Raw genomic sequence first — 19,734 nt, 5'->3', positions numbered from 1 at the left:
CGTTGCGGCGGAGTTGGCGGGCGGCCTTACGAGTCCAGGTCTGCATGACCCCAGGTCACACCTTGACTGCGGTGTGCTTCTACTGGATGGCGGGGACTCGCAAAGCGCGCTACGGTCCGCGCATGGAGAGCAAAGGATTTTGCGCTTCCCTGACACGAGCGCGCAACAACGCGGGACTGTCGAAGACACAGTTGGCATCCCGTATCGGCCGTGCCGTGTCCACCGTGACCCGCTGGGAGCGGGGGGAACATCTCCCCGAGCGGGATGATGCCGAACTTCTGGACCGTGAGTTGCGATGTGATGGTGACCTGCTCCGGGACTGGCAGGTGGCCGCGACCGGTTCCGTGGTCCCTCACTGGAAGCAGCGCGTTCCCTGGTTGGAACAGAACTCGGTCACCATCAAGATGTCCGGACTCCAGAGAGTCCCGGGGCTGGTGCAGAGTCGCGAGTACATGCGGTTCATCTTCCGCGTCGGCCGCTTCCGGGAAACGGAGGAGGAGCTTGAGCGGGAAGTCAACGAACGGGCCGCACGTTACGATGCCCTTTCTGCCAACGGCGGGCCGTGGATCGTCGCCGCGTTCCCCATTACCGCTCTGACGTGCCTGCCCGACGCGGTTCGAGCTGACCAGGCGTCTCACCTGATCGAACAGACCGAACGGGGACGCTTGTCCGTTCACCTCCTGGCGGCCGATGCGGTGACGGGCCTCGTCTCTCCCCTTCTGCTCTTCTCCCTTCGGGAGGGGGGTGTGGTCGCTGCGAGTGAGCACAACCGGGGCGTGGTCGTACACGATGATCCCGCCGGAATCGGCCGGATGGCGAACCTGTTCGAACAGACCCTCGGTGCGGCCATGCCTGCGGCCGATTCCCGGTCACACCTGAAAGGAATGACCTGATGAACACTTGGCACAAGTCCAGCTACAGTCCCAGCGGCAATGAGTGTGTGGAAGTCCGAGAGCACGAGGCCGGGGCGGACGTTCGCGACACCCAGAACCGCGAGTCGGGGCATCTGTCCCTCCCCGCGAGTGAGTGGGCGGCGCTGCTGGCGTCCGTGACGCGGTAGGACCCCGTACGGCGTGGAACCCCGGGCGGGGCCGTCGCCCGGGGTCCCGTGGTGTGGACCCGTCGAGGACGCCCACCAGCCCCTTGGCGGCCTCCGTGATCACCGGGGCCTCGCGGCACACCCGCTCCGCGCTGGCGTCCGCCCCCTGTTTGCCCGCTGATGGTTGACTGGCCTCGTGGACACCAGTGACCCGGCTCCGACGCCGAACCCGCCCGGCCCGTCCCGGCCAGACCGCCCGCTCGCGGCGGCGTTCGCCCCGCCCGAGGGCACGTCCTGGACGCGTGTGTCACCCGCCCTGGCCCTGTACCGCAGGCTGGTGGTGGGCGCCCTGTGCCTGGTCGGGGGAGTGGTCGCCGCGACCCTGGCGTACGTGTGGGCCGGACCCGGCTGGGCGGCCGCGGCGGGGGGCGCGGCGCTGGCCGTCCTCGCCGTCGGCTGGTTCCTGGCGGGACGGTTCCAGCGGTCGTGGGGCTACGTCGAGGCAACGGGGGAGCTCTACCTCACCTACGGCGTCTTCCTCCGCCAGTTGGTCGTGGTGCCCTACGGCCGGATGCAGGTCGTGGACGTGACCGCCGACCTGCTGGAGCAGGCGCTGGGGATAGCCACCGTGCGGCTGCGCACGGCGGCGAGCACGGCCGACACCCGCGTGGTCGGCCTCCCGCTGGCCGACGCGGTGGAGCTGCGCGCCCGTCTCGCGGCGCGCGGTGAGAGCTTCTCGACGGGGTTGTAGTGGACGGACCGAGCCAGTTCCCCCAGCACACCCAGCGGACGCCCGCGTGGCCGCCGGGGGCGCCCCCGCCGCCCGGGGGTCCCCACCCGCGACCCGGGGGACCCGTTCCCGGGGCCCCTCCGCCGCCCGGGGCACCCGTGCCGGGCGCCCACCCGCCGCCCGCCGGTTCCGTTCCGGGGGCGTTCCCGCCGGGCCCCGCGCTGATGCCGCCGTCCGTGGCCTACCGGCCGCCGCCGATGCGGCGCCCCCGCCCGGAGGACGACGTCACCACCGGGGAGTTCCGGTCGCACTGGTCGATCGTCCCGCTGCGGGTCGCCGCCGTCACCCTGGTGTTCGTGGCGCTGGTGGGACCCATCCTGGTGACCTTCGGCTTCGCGTGGGTGTTCCTGCTGGCGTTCGCGGTCGTCTTCGGCACGCTGGCCTACGCGCTGCCCGCGTGGTGGTACGGCACCTTCGGCCTGCGTGAGGACCACCTGGTGGTGCACAGCGGGCTGGTGATGCGCGGGTCGAGGGAGATTCCGCTCAGCCGCCTCCAGGCGGTGGACGTCGTCCAACCGCTGCTGATGCAGGTGTTCGGGCTGGCCGAACTGCGGATCGAGCTCGCGGGCGGGGACCGGACGGCGATCCGGCTGCCGTGCCTGCGCAGAACGTTGGCGGAGCGCCTCCGGGTGGCCGTGCTCGCGCACGCCGCCGGTCTGCCGGGGCGCTCGCCGGAGGCGCCCGAGTGGCCGTTCTACCGTCTGCCGTTCCCCCTGCTCCTGGGAGCGCTGACCTTCCGGGCGCCGATCCTGTTCTCCTTCGTCGTGCTGCTCCTGCTGGTCGTGGCGGGCGTGAAGCTGATCGAACCCGGGGTCCTGGGCGCGCTCATCCCGCTGGTCCTCGGCCTGATCCGCTACTTCTGGGGACCGTTGGCGCGGTACACGGACTACTACGCGTCGCTGTCCTCCGACGGCCTGCGGCTGCGCTACGGGATGTTCCAGCGCCGGATGCAGACCGTGCCCCCCGGGCGGGTCCAGGCGGTGCGCGTCGTGGAGCCGCTGTTGTGGCGCGTCCTGGGTGTGGCGCGGGTGGAGGCCAACGTGGCCGGGTACGCGGGCGCCCGTCAGGGGGATTCGGCGACGCTGTTGCCGGTGGCGCCGCGACGCCTGGCCTTCTCCCTGGTCAACGAGGTGTTCGTGGGAGCCGATCCGGCGCGGGTGCCGCTCGTGCCGAACCGGAGGCGGGCGCCGAACCTGGCGGGGACGGACGAGCACCTGTTCGTCACCACCCGGGGCCTGCTCTGCCGGGTGACGGACGTCGTGCCCGTGGAGCGGATGCAGACCCTGCGGCTGACGGCGGGCCCGCTGGCCCGGCTCACGGGTCGGGTGTCCCTGGACGTCGACACGCCACCGGGTCCCGCGGACGCGCGGGCCACCGGCAGGGCGGCGGCGGAGGGCCGTGGCCTCCTGGACGCGCTGGTGGGGTCCGCCCGGCGCGCGTTGGTGCGGGAGGCGGGTACCGAGCGGTGGGCGACGAGGTCGACCGAGGGGCCGTCCGAGGGGGCCGGTGACACTCCCGAGGCGTGAGTGTGTGATGTGTCACAAGAAGCGGGGGAGGCCCTCCAGATTGTGGACTGCATGTCCGACATGTCTACTCACCCAGTGTGATATTTCCAGGTGAAGGTTGCGCCAAGCCTCGTCGTTTCGGTCGTGTGGAGCGGTTGAGTATGGCTAAATGGTCTCCGAACACGAGGAGTGTTCGCAGTCATACACATCGTCAATGATTTGGCCCGGTTGGCGCCCCCAGTCAGCCGGTCTATGGGAGAAACCATGCTGAAGAAGGCTCTCGCCGCCAGTGCCATCACCGCTGCCGCTGCCGGCGTCCTGTTCACCGGTGCTCCGGCCATGGCCGACGACAACATCTTCACCTCGGGCAACGGGAGCATCCTCGGCGGCAACCAGCTCGTGGCGGACCTGAACGTTCCCATCAACGTCTGCGGCAACGCGATCGGCATCCTCGGTGTCGCCGGTGCCAGCTGCGTCGGTTCCGACGCCAAGGTCATCGAGTAGTCGGACAGCGAGTCGGACCGCCAGCGAAGCGACCTGACCGGTCGGGGGTGTCCACCCGGGAGACGTCCCGGGTGATCCGATCCGGTCAGGTTCCAGAGCGGCACGCTCGGAAGGCGCCATCCAGCCGGGATGGCGCCTTTCTCGTGCGTCCGGACCCTTCCGGTCCGCGCGGCGCGGTCGACCGCAACGCGGATTGGCGCACGGCTGGAACCCGGACTCCCCGTGACCCTGCGCGCACGCGGCTCCCGGCGATGCGCGACCTTTGCCCCGATCGGACCCGAGGTGTGATGCCACGCAGTGTGAACAATGGCATGTATCTCGTGATAACTCCAGCTCAACATGGGTGAACCGGAGTTCGTCAGGGGTAACTCCCTCATCGGCGCCCCCAAGGTGCTCAGGAAGAACACCGAACGTCCGGCTGGTCCCCCCGTCGGACACAGAAGGAGACACGTAGTGCTCAAGAAGACGTTCGTCACCGCCGCCGCGGCCCTCGCCTCCGCCGGGGTCCTCCTCACCGCGGCGCCGGCGGCGGCCCACGCGGGGGCCTGGACCTCCGGCGCCGGCGGCAACGTCAGCGGGAACATCGCCTACATCAACGGCATCGACAACGCCAACACCGGCTGCGGCAACTCCAACGCCGTCCTCGGCCAGTCCCTGGCGTCCTGCTACAACTCCGGCGTGATCATCCAGGGATAGGCGGTGCTCGCTCCGGGTTCGCCGCTTCGCCTCGGCGCGCCGGGAGGGCTCCCCGCGGGGGCGGGCGCCGCGCGCCCGCCCCCGCTCACGCGCCCTGACCGGCGGGGCACCGGGCCAGGAGAGTTATCGTGTGCTCAGGCGTCACGGTGCTGGAGGGACCGGACGCACCGGACCACGAGGGAGCACCACCATGGAGACGACGCGGGGTCGCCCGGCACGGTTGCGAGTCGGTGTCATCGGGCCCGGTCGGGTCGGCTCCGTCCTCGGCCAGGCCCTGGGCCGGGCCGGACACAAGGTGGTCGCCGCCACCGCGGTCTCCGACACGTCCAAGGCCAACGTCGACTCCCGCCTGCCGACCGCGCGGATCCTCGACGCGTCCGAGGTCGTCGGGGCCAGTGACCTCGTCCTGCTCACGGTGCCCGACGACGCCCTGCCCGACCTCGTGGAGGGGCTCGCCGCCACCGGTGCCGAACTGCGGGGCAAGCTCCTCGTCCACGCCAGCGGCGCGCACGGCTACGGCATCCTCGCCCCCGCCACCATCGCCGGAGCCCTGCCCCTCGCCCTCCACCCCGCGATGACCTTCACCGGGCGTGACGAGGACGTCGAACGGCTGGCCAACTGCGCGTTCGGTGTCACCGCCCCCGACCAGCTGCGCCCGATCGCCGAAGCGCTCGTGGTCGAGATGGGCGCGGAACCCGTGTGGATCACCGAGGACAAGCGCACGCTCTACCACGCCGCCCTCGCCGGGGGCGCCAACCACCTGGTCACCCTGGTGGCCGACAGCGCCTCCCTCCTCGCCGCCGCCGGGGTGCCCGAACCGGGCCGGATGCTCGCGCCCATGCTCAGCGCCGCCCTCGACAACGCCCTGCGCCTCGGCATCCACGGCCTGAGCGGCCCCGTCCTGCGCGGCGACGCGGGCACCGTCGCCGGTCACATCGAGCAGCTGCGCGAGAACGCCCCGGAGAGCGTCGCCAGCTACGTCGAACTCGCCAGGCTCACCGCGGACCGCGCCATCAACGCCGGGATGCTCGACCCCGCCGACGCCGCACGCCTGCTCGACGTCCTCCGCCGCTGAGACCCACCGCGTCGCACGGCGGAGGCGGCCACGCCGTGCGCGAAAGACACACCACCACGGGGAAGCACCGATGACCGAACCCACGCCACAGCCCGCGCCAGCCGACGGGCCCCTCGTCGTCCACACGGCCGAGGACCTGCGCCGCGCCCTCTCCGACGCCGGACGCGTCGGCCTCGTCCCCACGATGGGCGCGCTCCACGAGGGCCACCGCAGTCTCATGCGCCTCGCCCGCGCCCAGGCCGACACCGTCGTCGTGAGCGTCTTCGTCAACCCGCTCCAGTTCGGCCCCAACGAGGACTTCGACCGCTACCCGCGCACGCTGGACACGGACACCGGGGTCTGCGCGCAGGAGGGCGTCGACGTCGTCTTCGCCCCGACCGTGAACACGATGTACCCCACCGAGCAGATGGTCACCGTCCAGGCGGGCGCCATGGGGGACCGCCTGGAGGGCGCCTCCCGCCCCGGGTTCTTCACCGGGGTGCTCACCGTGGTCAGCAAACTCCTGCACCTGGTCGGCCCCGACCTGGCCGTCTTCGGGCAGAAGGACGCCCAACAGCTCGCCGTCGTCCGTCGGATGGTCGCCGACCTCAACCTGCCCGTGGAGATCGTCGGCGCCCCCACCCTGCGCGACCCCGACGGACTGGCCACGTCGAGCCGGAACGTCTACCTGGACGCGGACGAACGCGCCAGCGCCCTCGCCCTGTCCCGGGCCCTGAACGCCGGGCGCGACGCCGCCTCCGACGGGCCCGACGCGGTCCGCGCCGCCGCGAAGGGCGTCCTGGACGAGGCCGCCAAGGCCACGCCGCCCGTCGAACTCGACTACCTCGCCCTGGTCGACCCCGCCACCTTCGCCGACGCCCCCGCCGGGTTCACGGGCGAGGCCGTCCTCGCCGTCGCCGCCCGGGTGGGCACGACCCGGCTCATCGACAACGTGCCGGTGCGGCTGGGGAGCGCGTAGGCAGTGTTCCCCCGGTCCTCCGCCTCACGTCGGACCGTGTTCGGGCACCCCCAGTCGGCACTCGCGAAAGAGACCCACATGACCTCATCCAGACAGACCCGGATCGACGCCCCCGCGCCGTCGTGGAACGTCAGCGCCGACGTCGCCGTCATCGGCTCGGGCGTCGCCGGGCTGAGCACCGCGCTGCGCTACGTCCAGCGCACCGAGCGCGGCCGCGTCGTCCTCGTCACCAAGGACCGCCTCTCCACGGGTTCCACCTCCTACGCCCAGGGCGGCATCGCGGCGGCCATGGCCCCCGGGGACAACCCGGTCGCGCACATGGTCGACACCCACCTGGCCGGAGCCGGTCTGTGCGATCCCCTCGCCGTGCACGTCCTGGCGGAGGAGGGGCCCGACGCCCTGCGCTGGCTCATCGGCGCGGGCGCCGAGTTCGACCGCGCCGACGGAGGGGAACTGGCCCTCACCCGCGAGGGAGGACACCGCGCGGACCGGGTCGCCCACGCCGGGGGAGACGCCACCGGAGCCGAGATCCAGCGCGCGCTCCAGGCCGCGGTCCTGGCCGAGGAGCGCATCGAGGTCATCGAGCACGCGCTCGCCCTCGACGTCCTGCGCGACCCCGCCGACGCGACCGTCGTCGGAGCCTCCCTCCACGTCATCGGCGAGGGGGCCCGCGACGGCGTCGGCGCCGTCCTGGCCCCGGCCGTCGTCCTCGCCACCGGGGGGATGGGCCAGATCTTCGCCGCCACCACCAACCCGCCCGTGTCGACCGGCGACGGACTCGCGCTCGCGGCCCGCGCCGGAGCGCGCCTGCGCGACCTGGAGTTCATCCAGTTCCACCCCACCGTGCTCTGGCTGGGGCCCGAGGCCCGGGGCCGACAGCCCCTGGTCTCCGAGGCCGTGCGCGGTGAGGGCGCCCACCTCGTGGACGGCGACGGCAACCGGATCATGGAGGGCGTCCACGAACTGGGTGACCTCGCCCCGCGCGACGTCGTGGCCAGGACGATCGCGCGCACCATGGCCGAGACCGGCACCGACCACGTCTACCTGGACGGCCGCCACTTCGGCGCGGCCACCTGGGAACACCGCTTCCCCACCATCCTGGCGTCCTGCCGCGAACACGGCATCGACCCGGTCACCCAGCCGATCCCCGTCGCCCCCGCCGCCCACTACGCCTCCGGCGGCGCCGAGGTCGACATCGACGGGGCCACCAGCGTCCCCGGGCTCTGGGCGGTCGGCGAGGCGGCGCGCACCGGTGTGCACGGCGCGAACCGCCTGGCCTCCAACTCCCTCCTGGAGGGCCTGGTGTACGCGGAACGGATCGCCGGCCGCCTCGCCGAGGAGGCGCGTCCGATCCCGGACCGGGGCGTGCCCGTCGGCGACGTCACCCGCCTCGTCCAGCCCGCCACCGCGACCCGTGTCCGTGCGCTGATGTCCCGCCACGCCGGGGTCCTGCGCACCGGCGAGGGGCTGACCGCGCTGGCCGCCGAACTCGACGCCCTCACCGCCCCGGCCGAGCGCGTCGCCCCGGACACGGCCACCTGGGAGGCGACCAACCTGCTGACGGTGGCCCGACTCGTGGCCGCCGCCGCGCTGCACCGCACCGAGAGCCGGGGCTCGCACCAGCGTGCCGACGCACCCGAACCCGACCCCGGGTTCCGGACGCGGCCGACCGTCGTTCGACTGGAGGGGAACACGCCCGTGACCACCGACGAGGACTGGGCCCCGTCCCTGCCGCCCGAGCTCGTCGCGGAGCTGGACGACATCGCCTTCCCCCTCGCCGGGGGAACGCCCGACCCCGACACGCGCGCCGAGTTCACCCTTCCGTACACGGCGCCCCACCAGTCCCACGTGGACCTGGTGCGGCGCGCCCTGGCCGAGGACCTCACCGCCGGTCCGCGCATCGACGTCACCACCGTGGCCACCATCCCCGCCGACCAGGTGCGGACCGCGCACGTCGTGGCGCGTGCCGACGGGACGGTGAGCGGCCTGCCCCTGGCCGAACTCGTCTTCTGGCTCGTGTCCGAGGGCGCCGTGCGGGTCGCCCGTTCCGCGGGCGACGGCGACGCGGTCAAGCGCGGGGACGTGCTCATGTCCGTCACCGCCCGCACACGCGACCTGCTCACCGCGGAGCGGACCGCGCTCAACCTCCTCACCCACATGTCGGGGATCGCCACGGCCACCCGTACCTGGACGGACGCGGTGGCCGGCACCCGAGCCCGGATCCGCGACAGCCGCAAGACCCGTCCAGGACTCCGGGCGCTGGAGAAGTACGCGGTGCGCTGCGGGGGCGGCGTCAACCACCGGTACTGCCTCAGCGACGCCGGACTGGTCAAGGACAACCACGTGGTCGCGGCGGGCGGGGTCGGCGCGGCCGTGCGCGCCATCCGCGAGCGCTTCCCCGACCTGCCGCTGGAGGTCGAGGTGGACCGGATCGACCAGATCGAGGACGCGATCGCCGCCGGGGCGGAGGAGATCCTCCTCGACAACTTCACCGTCGATGACCTGCGGGCCGCCGTGGAGCTGGTCGCCGGACGCGCGCGGCTGGAGTCCTCCGGCGGACTGACGCTCGACGTGGCCGCCGACGTGGCCGCCACGGGGGTCGACTACCTGGCGGTCGGGGCCCTGACCCACTCCAGTCCGGCACTGGATATCGCGCTCGACCTGTTGTGAGCGGCCCGGTTGGTGGAAGATTCCTTAGGAACACACCACTTCGACCACGGATGAGGGTCCCCAGCATGCTGCTCGCGATCGACGTCGGCAACTCCGAGACGGTGTTCGGCCTGTTCCAGGGCGACGACCTTCTCGAACACTGGAGGGTGGGGACCGAGACGCGCCGCACCGCCGACGAGTGGGCGGTGGTGCTGCGCGGGCTCATCGACGGGAGCACGCTGGGGGCCCCGGCCGACATCGAGGGGATCGCGCTGTGCTGCTCGGTCCCCTCGGTGCAGCACGAGATGCGCGACATGTTCCGCCGCCACTTCGGTGACGTGCCCGCCGTGATCGTCGAGCCCGGCGTCAAGACGGGGGTGCCGATCCGGATGGACAACCCCAAGGAGGTGGGCAGCGACCGCANCCCAGCCACCTGTACGGCGGCCCGGCGGTCGTGGTCGACTTCGGCACGGCGACCACGTTCGACGCGGTCAGCGCGAAGGGGGAGTACGTCGGCGGCGCGATCGCGCCGGGCATCGACATCTCCGTGGACGCGCTGTCCCGCAGGGGCGCCCAGCTGCACATGGTGGAGATCGTCAAGCCGCGCGCGGCGATCGCGAAGAACACCACGGAGGCGCTGCGGTCGGGGATCGTGTTCGGGTTCGCGGGCCAGGTCGACGGGATCGTGGACCGGATGGTCGCCGAGCTGACCGACGCCCCGGACGACGTGACCGTGGTCGCCACCGGTGGCCTGGCCTCGGTGGTCGTCGGCGAGTGCGAGACCGTGGACGTGCACGACCCGTGGCTGACCCTCATCGGCCTGCGCCTGGTCTTCGAGCGCAACGTCGCCTGAGCGCCGCTGAGCGGTGCGGGGAGGGTCCCGCACCGTCGCTCAGTCCTGTTCACTCTCCACGATGTGGCTTCCCTCGAGTTCTTTCAGCCGTTCGTACGCGCTCACGGATGCGATCATGTGGCGGAGGGCGATCTCCGCGGCTTCGCTCTTCGTCCTCGCGTTGAACTTCCGCATGACCTTCGTGACCAGTTCGTCGTCGACGTCGACGGTGCTGCGCCCCATGAACTCAGAGTATTCGCTTCGTGGCTATGAGTGGGATTTCCTGTGCGGCGCCTGGGCGTTTCGAGGTGTCGACGAGCGCCTGTCAACGGGAGGGGCCGCGGGAGGAGGTGAGGGGTGGCGGACGGCCTGTGGACAGCGACCTCGGGGTGCTCGGAAGCGAGTAGGATCGGGCCCGTGAATGACGCGCACGACTCCTACGACGACCTGCCCGAACAGATGCGGGTCCGGCACCAGAAGCTGGACCGTCTCCGGGAGGAGGGCATCGACCCCTTCCCCGTGACCTTCCCGCGGACCACGTCGATCGGTGCCGTGCGAGACAAACACCAGGGCCTGGAGCCGGACACGCGCACCGGGGTCGACGTCTCGATCGCGGGTCGCGTGATGCTGTATCGCACCGGCGGCAAGCTGTGCTTCGCCACCCTGCGCGACGAGACCGGTGACGTGCAGATCATGCTGTCCCTGGACCAGGTCGGCAAGGAGCGGCTGGACGCCTGGAAGGCCGACGTCGACCTCGGCGACCACGTGGGCGTCGAGGGCGAGGTCATCACCTCCCGCCGCGGTGAGCTGTCCATCCTGGTGCGCTCCTGGACGCTGACCGCCAAGTGCCTGCGTCCGCTCCCGGAGAAGCACAAGGGGCTCACCGACCCCGAGGCCCGGGTGCGCCAGCGCTACGTCGACCTCATCGTCAACCCCGAGTCCCAGCAGATGGTGCGCCGCCGCTCGGCCGCCATCCGGGCGATCCGGGAGACGCTCAGCTCACGGGACTTCATCGAGGTCGAGACCCCGATGCTGATGCGGGTGCACGGCGGCGCCACGGCGCGCCCGTTCACCACGCACATCAACGCCTACGACATGGACCTGTACCTGCGCATCGCGCCGGAGCTGGCGCTCAAGCGGCTGGTCGTGGGCGGCCTGGAGAAGGTCTTCGAGATCAACCGGAACTTCCGGAACGAGGGCGCGGACGCCACGCACAACCCCGAGTTCACGATGCTGGAGTTCTACCAGGCCTACGCCGACTACAACGACATGGCCGACATCACCCAGCGGATCATCCAGGACGCGGCTCAGGCGGTCTTCGGCACGACGGTGGTCGAGCGCGACGGCCAGACCTTCGACCTGGGCGGGGAGTGGCCGAGCATCACCCTGTACGGAGCCGTGTCCGAGGCGCTGGGCACCGAGGTCACCCCGAGGACGCCGCTCGAGGACGTCCGGCGCCTGGCCGAGGCCAAGGGTGTGGAGTTCGACCACCAGTGGGGCCAGGGCAAGCTGATCGAGCACCTCTTCGAGGAGCTGGTCGAGCACACACTCATCCAGCCCACGTTCGTGCGCGACTTCCCCGTGGAGACGAGCCCGCTGACCCGCCAGCACCGTGAGGACCCGCTGCTCACCGAGAAGTGGGACCTGATCGGCTTCGGGATGGAGCTGGGAACCGGTTACTCCGAGCTCGTGGACCCGGTCGAGCAGCGCCGCCGGCTCACCGAGCAGTCGCTCATGGCCGCCGAGGGCGACCCCGAGGCGATGCAGCTGGACGAGGACTTCCTCCGCGCGCTGGAGTACGGCATGCCGCCCACGGGCGGTGTCGGCGTCGGCATCGACCGGCTCCTGATGGCGTTCACCGGAAAGAACATCCGGGAGACCGTCCTCTTCCCGATCGTCAAGCCCTCCGGCGACTGACGGGACGGATCGCTTACGAGCCCGGGCCGAATCCGGGCGACCGAAGGACCGAAAAGGGAACGGGGCCGTCACGCGCGAGTCGTGGCGGCCCCGCCCTCATCGCGGAAATGTGGCGTGTACCACCGGACATACCTCACTGTTAGGACATGTCGCGCAAAACCACAGTGAGAATGGGGTGTCCTGACCGACAGGGCCGAGGTTTTCCTTGGAACTCCGTCCGCATGGTCGGCGACGGAGGGTGAAGGTGATTTGCGCAGGTCAGTGGAGTGGCGAAAATATCCCACCCGCCACACTGTCACCCAGTGGTCCCAAGGTGATACTCATGGTGATTTACTGGCCCTTGACGGTATCATCACGGCCGCCTAGCGTGCTGAGGGCGGACTTTGGTCCGCGAGATTGCCGAAGTGGATCGAGTACGACAGTGAGCGAGGTGTGAGGACCGTCCCACGGCCCGCCCATCCCGCGCGCACGTGTGCCCTCGGCGCGGTCTGACCGTCCCAGACCGCGGTGACACGGCCCGTGCGGCCCATGTTCCCCACCGCCCTCCACCCCTGTGCCAGAGGGGCTCCGGAAGGCGGTTGGACGCATGGGTCCCGGTCGCGCCCCGGCGCGCTCGATCCGCCCGGTGACGAGTTGATGTTCCGCACTCACATGGATGAGGGAGGACGGAGTGGAACAGGCCACACTCGTACGGCGTAGTGCTGAGGACCAGAACGCTCTCCAGCCGCGAGAGCACCGGGAGAACGTGGTCCCCCTGCAGTCCCGTTCAGGTGACACGGCGCTGAACGGTGCCTACACCCCGGTCGAGCTGAGCCACGAGGACCTGGAGTTGCTCGCCGAGATCGCCACCGGCGTGACCACCGAGGTGGCCGCGCGGCGACTCGAACTCAGTGCCCGCACCCTGCGCCGCCGCATCCGCAACATCTGCGACATGCTCGGCGTGAACACCCCCATCGAAGCGGTCGTCTGGGCCGCACGGCGCCAGCTCATCTGAGTCTGGCCGTCCCGGTGTCCCCGCCGGGAGAGACTACGGGCATACCCGGCCCGGCACGCCCACGGGCACACGCGGCACCCGCCGGAGGAAGAGCGATCCGGTGGGTGCGGGCGCGTACGTGGGCGTAGTCTGGTCCGGCTATGTCCGTTCGTCATGTCCGGGTCCGTCGCGCCAAGACGCGCGACGTGGTCCACATCCGCCGCCTGGTCGACACCTACACCGTCGACCGCCGTGTCCTCTCCAAGAGCACCGTCAACCTCTACGAGGACATCCAGGAGTTCTGGGTCGCCGAGGCGGAGGTGGTTCCAGATGATTCGTCCGCCGAATCCCGGTCCGCCGCTCCCTCATTCGACGCCTCCGGAACCGTTCCCGCACGGGAGGAGGTTGAGTACCGTGTCGTCGGCTGTGGCGCCCTCCACGTCCTCTGGGAGGACCTCGCGGAGGTGCGAACTGTCGCGGTCGACCCCTCACTGCGTGGTTTCGGGGTGGGACACCGAATCGTGACCGAACTGCTGGACGCGGCGCGTGAGTTGGGCGTGCAGCGTGTGTTCTGTCTGACATTCGAGACCGGTTTCTTCACCAAACACGGCTTTGCCCCGATCCAGGGCACGCCCGTCTCTGGCCGTGTGTACGAGGAACTCCTGCGTTCCTATGACGAGGGTGTCGCGGAATTTCTCGACCTTGAGCGGGTCAAACCCAACACACTCGGGAACACGCGCATGCTTGTGCACCTGGGGACCAGGTCCCGAAGCCCCCGTGCCTAAAGGCTTTCGGGCGCTCTTGGGACCGAGTTCCCGATACGTCCCCGGGGGACGCGCACCGGTGTGCCGACCGGTCCACTCGCTTAAGTAGACCGGGTGGTATGAGAGGGGAAGCGGGCGGGTAATGTGTACCTGCGCTCGACGGGCCCCTCCTCGCCGATCGAGTTCGACGGACGCGGCTACGAAGGGTCGCGAATCGAGTTCGCTCAGGGGGCGGTGCGTGTTCGCGGTCAACCGGATGCCGAAGACGCTGTCGGACATTGGTCACCATCGGGTTTCGCTGGGCGGGTCCTGGTACGTCCGGGACCAAACCGGGGGCAAGCGATGTCTATGATGTCGGGTATGCGATTGCCCGGGTCCCGGTGCGTCATCCCCCAGGACTGGCCCGACGCTGAGTCGGGTATTTGCTGCAATAAGTAACAACCAGGAAGGGTGGACCGCTTCGATGGGTGATCTTTCGTCGGTGCTTCCCGCCGGGCTGCTCGACGTAATCTCCGCGCTGATCCCGCCGGTGGTTGTCGCGACCGTCTTCTGTGCGTTCGTCATCAAGCTGCTGCGTAGGGAGATGGCGCCTCGCAGGATGGACGGCAGCCTGGTCAGCGGTAACGCGACCGTGGGCGCCCCTGATGCTGAGCCGGCCGGGTCGTCCGTGGCCGCCGCGAAGGACGAGAAGCCGATTGTCGGGGGCGGGGATCAGGCCGAATCCGACGGCCGTTGATACGGTGTTCGACCGTATCGTGCTCTGAGCGGCCCTGATCCGGGCCCAGATCGCGCGTGAGGCCGCCCCAGGCCCCGCGCTGCTCAGCCGATCCCGAAACCCAGGATCAAGTCCAGCTGATTACTGGCACGTCGGGAATTGTCTTTCGCCTGCGCTCGAGATAGCTTTATATTCAGGTGCGAAGGCACTGCTCTTCTGAAAGGTTTGAATCCATGGCACAGAAGGTCCAGGTTTTCCTGGTCGACGACCTCGACGGCGGCGAGGCCGAGGAGACGGTGACGTTCGGTCTGGACGGCTCCGTGTACGAAATCGACCTCAGCGCGGGTAATGCCGCCAAGCTCCGCGAGGCCCTTACGCCCTTCGTCGAAGCCGCTCGCAAGGCTCCGGCCAAGTCCGGCCGCGGTCCCGCCCGCCGTGGCAGCTCCCGGAATGCGCCCAGCCGTGAGCGCAGCGCCGAGATTCGCGCGTGGGCGAAGGCCGCCGGCAAGCCGGTCAATGAGCGCGGCCGTATCCCCGCGAAGATCGTCGCCGAATATGAGGCCATCAAGGGCTAGGTTTGCCGACGGCACCCGGGTTCGCCGAAATGTTGTCAGGTCTTGATCGGACCGGTGTCCCGGGGCGCGTACCCGAACCCGACCATCCCGGGCCCTCACGGCCCACGTGACACGGGATGCAGGGGATAGAGACGGGCTCATCGCGACCCTGGACGATGGCGATCGGTATCCGCCACCGCGTCGGCGGGGCGGAGGGGTGACACCCGACGGCCCCACGCGGGCGACGGTCGGGGCGGAGCCGAACCGGAGACATCCGTTCGGGGCGGTGAGGGACTGTGGCCCCGGGCGCGTACGGTGCCCGGACCGCGGTGGACCGCACGACCCGTCGATCCGGCCGAGCCGTGACGACGGGACGGTGCCGCGCGGCCGGGAAAAGGCCGCACGGACCTCGTAGTCCGACGTAAGGACCCACGTTCCGCCCCGCGGCCGAGCGGCCGCGGGGCCAGGTGCGCACGACGTTCCCGGACCGGGGAAGAACCCGGCCCGCCGCACCGTTGCAGAGTGCGGGGCCGCACGCCCGCGGCGGTCCGCCGTCCGCGGTGGACCCTCCCGGTCACGGAGAGCACCCGGAGAGAGAATTCCGGACGCGGCTTTCCGCGCCGCGGTGACCGACGCGGAACAACTTAGGCGATCGGCGTGTTCGCTAAGAGCCGATTATCAGGCTTACACGCGTGCGGCCCGGGGACTCCCGTGATGGATGGGAGCTCCGGGCCGTTCGCCTTCGGCGTACACCGAAATCTGACGCCCCAATTGGTAGTTGGATGTTGGGTGAACGCCCTATCGTCGGGGAAAGTCTCTGGCACGGACGGCTACGGTCGGCCGTGCGGAGACGTCCGACCGGTCGGCAACCAGTCGTCCGGGACGGACGGGTGCGGCAGTGCTCCCCGGGGCGGTTATCCCTGTGGGGCCGATATGCGGAAGAGTTGGGTCGGCGAGTACCGTCCCTGCCTGACCGCTCTGTAGAGGAGCGACGAGACATGTTCGAGAGGTTTACCGACCGCGCGCGGCGAGTGGTGGTTCTGGCCCAAGAAGAGGCCAGGATGCTCAACCACAACTACATCGGTACGGAGCACATCCTGCTCGGCCTCATCCACGAGGGTGAGGGTGTCGCCGCCAAGGCCCTGGAGAGTCTTGGCATCAGCCTCGAAGCGGTTCGGCAGCAGGTTGAGGAGATCATCGGACAGGGCCAGCAGGCACCGTCGGGGCACATCCCCTTCACGCCGCGTGCGAAGAAGGTCCTGGAGCTGTCCCTGCGCGAGGCCCTTCAGCTCGGCCACAACTACATCGGCACCGAGCACATCCTGCTCGGCCTGATCCGTGAGGGCGAGGGCGTGGCCGCCCAGGTGCTGGTCAAGCTCGGCGCCGACCTGAACCGGGTCCGCCAGCAGGTCATCCAGCTGCTGCACGGCTACCAGACCGGCAAGGAGGCGCAGACGACGGGCGCGTCCACGGAGTCCGCCCCGTCCACGTCGCTGGTGCTGGACCAGTTCGGTCGCAACCTGACCCAGGCCGCCCGGGAGAGCAAGCTCGACCCGGTCATCGGTCGGGACAAGGAGATCGAGCGCGTGATGCAGGTGCTCTCGCGCCGTACCAAGAACAACCCGGTCCTCATCGGTGAGCCCGGTGTCGGTAAGACGGCCGTCGTCGAGGGGCTGGCGCAGAAGATCGTCAAGGGGGAGATCCCCGAGACGCTCAAGGACAAGCAGCTGTACACGCTGGACCTGGGCGCCCTGGTCGCGGGCAGCCGCTACCGCGGTGACTTCGAGGAGCGCCTGAAGAAGGTGCTCAAGGAGATCCGCACCCGCGGTGACATCATCCTGTTCATCGACGAGCTGCACACGCTGGTCGGCGCGGGGGCGGCGGAAGGTGCCATAGACGCCGCCTCGATCCTCAAGCCCATGCTGGCCCGGGGTGAGCTCCAGACCATCGGCGCCACCACGCTGGACGAGTACCGCAAGTACCTGGAGAAGGACGCCGCGCTGGAGCGCCGCTTCCAGCCGATCCAGGTGGACGAGCCGACCGTCAAGCACGCGGTCGAGATCCTCAAGGGCCTGCGCGACCGTTACGAGGCCCACCACCGGGTGTCGATCACCGACAGCGCGCTGGCCGCGGCCGCCAACCTGGCCGACCGCTACATCAGCGACCGCTTCCTGCCGGACAAGGCGATCGACCTCATCGACGAGGCGGGCTCGCGGATGCGCATCCGCCGGATGACCGCTCCGCCGGACCTGCGCGAGTTCGACGAGAAGATCGCCTCGGTCCGCCGGGACAAGGAGTCGGCGATCGACGCGCAGGACTTCGAGAAGGCGGCGTCGCTGCGTGACGACGAGAAGCAGCTGCTGAACAAGAAGGCGCAGCGGGAGAAGGAGTGGAAGGCCGGCGACATGGATGTCGTGGCCGAGGTCGACGAGGAGCTCATCGCCGAGGTCCTGGCCGCCTCCACCGGCATCCCGGTCTTCAAGCTGACCGAGGAGGAGTCCTCGCGTCTGCTGCGCATGGAGGACGAGCTGCACAAGCGGGTCATCGGCCAGGAGGACGCCATCAAGGCGCTCTCGCAGGCGATCCGCCGCACGCGCGCCGGGCTGAAGGACCCCAAGCGCCCGGGTGGTTCGTTCATCTTCGCCGGCCCGTCCGGTGTCGGTAAGACCGAGCTGTCCAAGACGCTGGCCGAGTTCCTGTTCGGGGACGAGGACGCGCTGATCCAGCTGGACATGTCCGAGTTCATGGAGAAGCACACGGTCTCGCGGCTGTTCGGCTCCCCGCCCGGGTACGTCGGCTACGAGGAGGGCGGCCAGCTCACCGAGAAGGTGCGCCGCAAGCCGTTCTCCGTGGTCCTCTTCGACGAGATCGAGAAGGCCCACAACGACATCTTCAACTCCCTGCTCCAGGTGCTGGAGGAGGGCCGTCTCACCGACGCCCAGGGTCGCAACGTCGACTTCAAGAACACGGTCATCATCATGACCACCAACCTGGGCACGCGGGACATCTCCAAGGGCGTGGCGATGGGCTTCGCCAAGGAGGACGACGCCCAGACCAACTACGAGCGGATGAAGGGCAAGGTCAGCGAGGAGCTCAAGCAGAACTTCCGGCCGGAGTTCCTCAACCGTGTGGACGACGTCATCGTCTTCCACCAGCTGACGGAGAAGGAGATCTTCCAGATCGTGGATCTGATGATCTCCAGCCTGGACAGCCGCCTCAAGGAGCGGGACATGGGGATCGAGCTGCGCCCCGGTGCCAAGAAGGTGCTGTCCGAGCGCGGATTCGACCCGGTCCTGGGGGCGCGGCCGCTGCGTCGCACGATCCAGCGCGAGATCGAGGACCAGCTGTCGGAGAAGATCCTGTTCGGCGACCTCAAGTCGGGTCAGATCGTGGTGATCGACGCCGAGGGCGAGGGGACCGACGCCAAGTTCACCTTCAAGGGTGTGCCCAAGCCCGCCGCGGTTCCGGACACGCCCGCGGTCGAGGAGCCGGCCGCCGGTAAGAGCGAGTAACGGCGCCGGTCGCGCGACGGCTGACGAGTGCGGGCGGGGGCATCCCTTCGGGGTGCCCCCGTTCCCGTGCGTACGGCCCAGGGGTTGGCGGTCCGGTGCGGCGTGTGGTTAGGGTTTGCGCGTGACCCATCCACAGGACCCACGACAGCCGGGTGGCCAGGGGCCGCCGGGACCGTTCCCTCCGCAGGGCCCGCGCAACCCCCACGCGCCCCACGGCCCGTACGATCACTCCGGTCCGGCTCCCGGACCTCCCCCTCCCCACGGCGGGCCCGGCCCGTACCCGCAACAGGGGCAGCCCGGTGCCCCCGGCCCGTACCCGCAGCAGGCCCACCCCGGTCCCCCCGGCCCCTACCCACCTCCCCGGCGAAGGAGGGGACGCGGGGTGGTCATCGGCGTGGTCGCCGGTGTGGGCCTTCTGGTGGTCGTCCTCGTCGCCGTCACGGGCGTCGTCCTGTGGACGGCCAACGACGGGGGAGCCGGAGTGTCCGGCCCGGCGGACCTGGGCGCGGTGGTCGAGTACGAGGACCTGCCCGCCGACCACGTGGAAGTCACGGAGACCGTCGACTACGAGATGTTCCCGCCCGCGGGCGGTGAGCACTACGGCTACTGGCAGAACTGCGGCGTCTACGAGGCGCCGATCAGGAATGAGACGGCCGTGCACTCCCTGGAACACGGGGCCGTGTGGATCACCTACGATCCCGCGTCCGTGGACAGCGGCGGGGTGGCGGCCCTGGAGGGCCACTACAGGCAGGGGGACTACCTCCTCGTCAGCCCGGTGGAGGAAGGCATGCCCGCGCCGGTCGTGGCCTCCGCGTGGGGTGCGCAGATCCTCCTCGACGGCCCCGACGACCCGCGTCTGGCCGCGTTCGTGCGCCGGTACGAGCAGTCCCCGGAGGCGCCGGAACCGGGTGCTCCGTGCAGCGGCTCCCACGACGGGACCGCCGCCGACGCCCTCCTCCCGGTGGACGCGGAGGACACCGACGTCGACGAACTCCTGGACATGGAGGACTGACCGGGCCCGTCCGTCCGGGGCGGATCGGACGGGCCGCCGACGCCCGGCTCGGGCTCAGCCGGGCAGCGCGTACCGGCCGTCGTCCAGGGGGTCCACGAGCCCGTCCGCGACCAGCGCGTCCAGGGCCCGCTCGCGCTGGACACCGTCGTCCCAGACCGCGTCCAGGGCATCCTTGGGCACCGGGTCGGTGGAGTCGCGCAGCACGGCCAGCAGCCGCCCGCGCACCTGCCGGTCGGTGC

The 19,734-nt window shown here is 70.3% G+C and carries 17 protein-coding genes and 2 pseudogenes; 17 read left to right on the top strand and 2 right to left on the bottom strand.

The features are described 5' to 3' along the window. Positions 1-122 precede the first annotated feature (122 nt). The 10 genes and pseudogenes from D471_RS0124790 to D471_RS36015 all read left to right on the top strand — a co-directional run bounded on the left by D471_RS0124790 (position 123) and on the right by D471_RS36015 (position 10,069). Complete coding sequence (locus tag D471_RS0124790; protein ID WP_083924317.1) at positions 123-893, top strand: helix-turn-helix domain-containing protein; 771 nt, start codon at positions 123-125, stop codon at positions 891-893. Next, entirely contained in the window at positions 893-1,060 is a 168-nt protein-coding gene (locus D471_RS38700; RefSeq protein ID WP_017601110.1) for a DUF397 domain-containing protein, read from the top strand. The genes D471_RS0124790 and D471_RS38700 overlap by 1 nt, the downstream gene beginning before the upstream one ends. A 283-nt stretch (positions 1,061-1,343) precedes the next feature. Further along, on the top strand, positions 1,344-1,790 hold the full coding sequence (locus D471_RS0124780; protein WP_017601109.1) for a PH domain-containing protein: 447 nt from the start codon (positions 1,344-1,346) through the stop codon (positions 1,788-1,790). 203 nt (positions 1,791-1,993) lie between these two features. Then, positions 1,994-3,355, top strand: coding sequence for a PH domain-containing protein (locus tag D471_RS0124775; protein WP_086003044.1), 1,362 nt, complete (start codon positions 1,994-1,996; stop codon positions 3,353-3,355). A 243-nt stretch (positions 3,356-3,598) separates the two neighbouring features. After that, the gene (locus D471_RS0124770; protein ID WP_017601107.1) at positions 3,599-3,838 is read left to right on the top strand and encodes a hypothetical protein; all 240 of its coding nucleotides are present in this window, start codon (positions 3,599-3,601) and stop codon (positions 3,836-3,838) included. Between the two features lie 453 nt (positions 3,839-4,291). Further along, positions 4,292-4,534: a hypothetical protein gene (locus D471_RS0124765; protein WP_017601106.1), complete on the top strand. Its 243-nt coding sequence runs from the start codon at positions 4,292-4,294 to the stop codon at positions 4,532-4,534. Positions 4,535-4,724: 190 nt separating this feature from the next. Further along, complete coding sequence (locus D471_RS0124760) at positions 4,725-5,609, top strand: Rossmann-like and DUF2520 domain-containing protein (RefSeq protein ID WP_017601105.1); 885 nt, start codon at positions 4,725-4,727, stop codon at positions 5,607-5,609. Positions 5,610-5,679: 70 nt separating this feature from the next. Next, the gene (gene panC, locus D471_RS0124755; protein ID WP_017601104.1) at positions 5,680-6,567 is read left to right on the top strand and encodes a pantoate--beta-alanine ligase; all 888 of its coding nucleotides are present in this window, start codon (positions 5,680-5,682) and stop codon (positions 6,565-6,567) included. A 78-nt stretch (positions 6,568-6,645) separates the two neighbouring features. After that, positions 6,646-9,237: an L-aspartate oxidase gene (locus D471_RS0124750; protein ID WP_026128044.1), complete on the top strand. Its 2,592-nt coding sequence runs from the start codon at positions 6,646-6,648 to the stop codon at positions 9,235-9,237. Positions 9,238-9,287: 50 nt separating this feature from the next. Beyond that, positions 9,288-10,069: pseudogene (locus D471_RS36015) on the top strand (type III pantothenate kinase). 39 nt (positions 10,070-10,108) lie between these two features. Here the strand turns inward: D471_RS36015 and D471_RS0124740 are convergent. Further along, on the bottom strand, positions 10,109-10,291 hold the full coding sequence (locus D471_RS0124740) for a type II toxin-antitoxin system VapB family antitoxin (RefSeq protein ID WP_017601101.1): 183 nt from the start codon (positions 10,289-10,291) through the stop codon (positions 10,109-10,111). A gap of 174 nt (positions 10,292-10,465) precedes the next feature. On the opposite strand from D471_RS0124740, the gene lysX reads away from it, so the two are divergent. The 7 genes from lysX (at position 10,466) to D471_RS0124705 (ending at position 19,495) form a co-directional block, all read left to right on the top strand. Next, positions 10,466-11,965, top strand: a complete 1,500-nt coding sequence (lysX, locus tag D471_RS0124735) for a bifunctional lysylphosphatidylglycerol synthetase/lysine--tRNA ligase LysX (protein ID WP_017601100.1) — start codon at positions 10,466-10,468, stop codon at positions 11,963-11,965. 670 nt (positions 11,966-12,635) lie between these two features. Further along, positions 12,636-12,959: a LuxR C-terminal-related transcriptional regulator gene (locus tag D471_RS0124730; protein WP_017601099.1), complete on the top strand. Its 324-nt coding sequence runs from the start codon at positions 12,636-12,638 to the stop codon at positions 12,957-12,959. A gap of 140 nt (positions 12,960-13,099) precedes the next feature. Then, the gene (locus tag D471_RS0124725) at positions 13,100-13,723 is read left to right on the top strand and encodes an amino-acid N-acetyltransferase (RefSeq protein WP_017601098.1); all 624 of its coding nucleotides are present in this window, start codon (positions 13,100-13,102) and stop codon (positions 13,721-13,723) included. Between the two features lie 442 nt (positions 13,724-14,165). Then, on the top strand, positions 14,166-14,438 hold the full coding sequence (locus D471_RS0124720) for a hypothetical protein (protein ID WP_017601097.1): 273 nt from the start codon (positions 14,166-14,168) through the stop codon (positions 14,436-14,438). Positions 14,439-14,650: 212 nt separating this feature from the next. Then, entirely contained in the window at positions 14,651-14,992 is a 342-nt protein-coding gene (locus D471_RS0124715) for a histone-like nucleoid-structuring protein Lsr2 (protein ID WP_017601096.1), read from the top strand. A gap of 977 nt (positions 14,993-15,969) precedes the next feature. Then, positions 15,970-18,483: an ATP-dependent Clp protease ATP-binding subunit gene (locus tag D471_RS0124710; protein ID WP_017601095.1), complete on the top strand. Its 2,514-nt coding sequence runs from the start codon at positions 15,970-15,972 to the stop codon at positions 18,481-18,483. Between the two features lie 382 nt (positions 18,484-18,865). Then, on the top strand, positions 18,866-19,495 hold the full coding sequence (locus tag D471_RS0124705; protein WP_017601094.1) for a DUF3105 domain-containing protein: 630 nt from the start codon (positions 18,866-18,868) through the stop codon (positions 19,493-19,495). A gap of 54 nt (positions 19,496-19,549) precedes the next feature. On the opposite strand, the pseudogene D471_RS36010 reads toward D471_RS0124705, so the two are convergent. Beyond that, positions 19,550-19,734 (bottom strand): annotated as a pseudogene (locus D471_RS36010) (A/G-specific adenine glycosylase); the annotation flags it as partial.

This window comes from Nocardiopsis lucentensis DSM 44048, assembly GCF_000341125.1.
Taxonomy (GTDB): domain Bacteria; phylum Actinomycetota; class Actinomycetes; order Streptosporangiales; family Streptosporangiaceae; genus Nocardiopsis; species Nocardiopsis lucentensis.
The sequence above is the reverse complement of the archived record's forward strand: the minus strand, read 5'-3'. Positions and strand labels throughout refer to the sequence as shown.

What these genes read in the sequence shown, in the direction of transcription:
- D471_RS0124715 (WP_017601096.1), top strand. Translation starts at nt 14,651, where the DNA reads ATGGCACAGAAGGTCCAGGTTTTCCTGGTCGACGACCTCGACGGCGGC.
- D471_RS0124710 (WP_017601095.1), top strand. Translation starts at nt 15,970, where the DNA reads ATGTTCGAGAGGTTTACCGACCGCGCGCGGCGAGTGGTGGTTCTGGCC.
- D471_RS0124775 (WP_086003044.1), top strand. Translation starts at nt 1,994, where the DNA reads ATGCCGCCGTCCGTGGCCTACCGGCCGCCGCCGATGCGGCGCCCCCGC.
- D471_RS0124760 (WP_017601105.1), top strand. Translation starts at nt 4,725, where the DNA reads ATGGAGACGACGCGGGGTCGCCCGGCACGGTTGCGAGTCGGTGTCATC.
- D471_RS0124725 (WP_017601098.1), top strand. Translation starts at nt 13,100, where the DNA reads ATGTCCGTTCGTCATGTCCGGGTCCGTCGCGCCAAGACGCGCGACGTG.
- D471_RS0124790 (WP_083924317.1), top strand. Translation starts at nt 123, where the DNA reads ATGGAGAGCAAAGGATTTTGCGCTTCCCTGACACGAGCGCGCAACAAC.
- panC (WP_017601104.1), top strand. Translation starts at nt 5,680, where the DNA reads ATGACCGAACCCACGCCACAGCCCGCGCCAGCCGACGGGCCCCTCGTC.
- D471_RS0124720 (WP_017601097.1), top strand. Translation starts at nt 14,166, where the DNA reads ATGGGTGATCTTTCGTCGGTGCTTCCCGCCGGGCTGCTCGACGTAATC.
- D471_RS0124770 (WP_017601107.1), top strand. Translation starts at nt 3,599, where the DNA reads ATGCTGAAGAAGGCTCTCGCCGCCAGTGCCATCACCGCTGCCGCTGCC.
- D471_RS0124750 (WP_026128044.1), top strand. Translation starts at nt 6,646, where the DNA reads ATGACCTCATCCAGACAGACCCGGATCGACGCCCCCGCGCCGTCGTGG.
- D471_RS38700 (WP_017601110.1), top strand. Translation starts at nt 893, where the DNA reads ATGAACACTTGGCACAAGTCCAGCTACAGTCCCAGCGGCAATGAGTGT.
- D471_RS0124740 (WP_017601101.1), bottom strand. Translation starts at nt 10,291, where the DNA reads ATGGGGCGCAGCACCGTCGACGTCGACGACGAACTGGTCACGAAGGTC.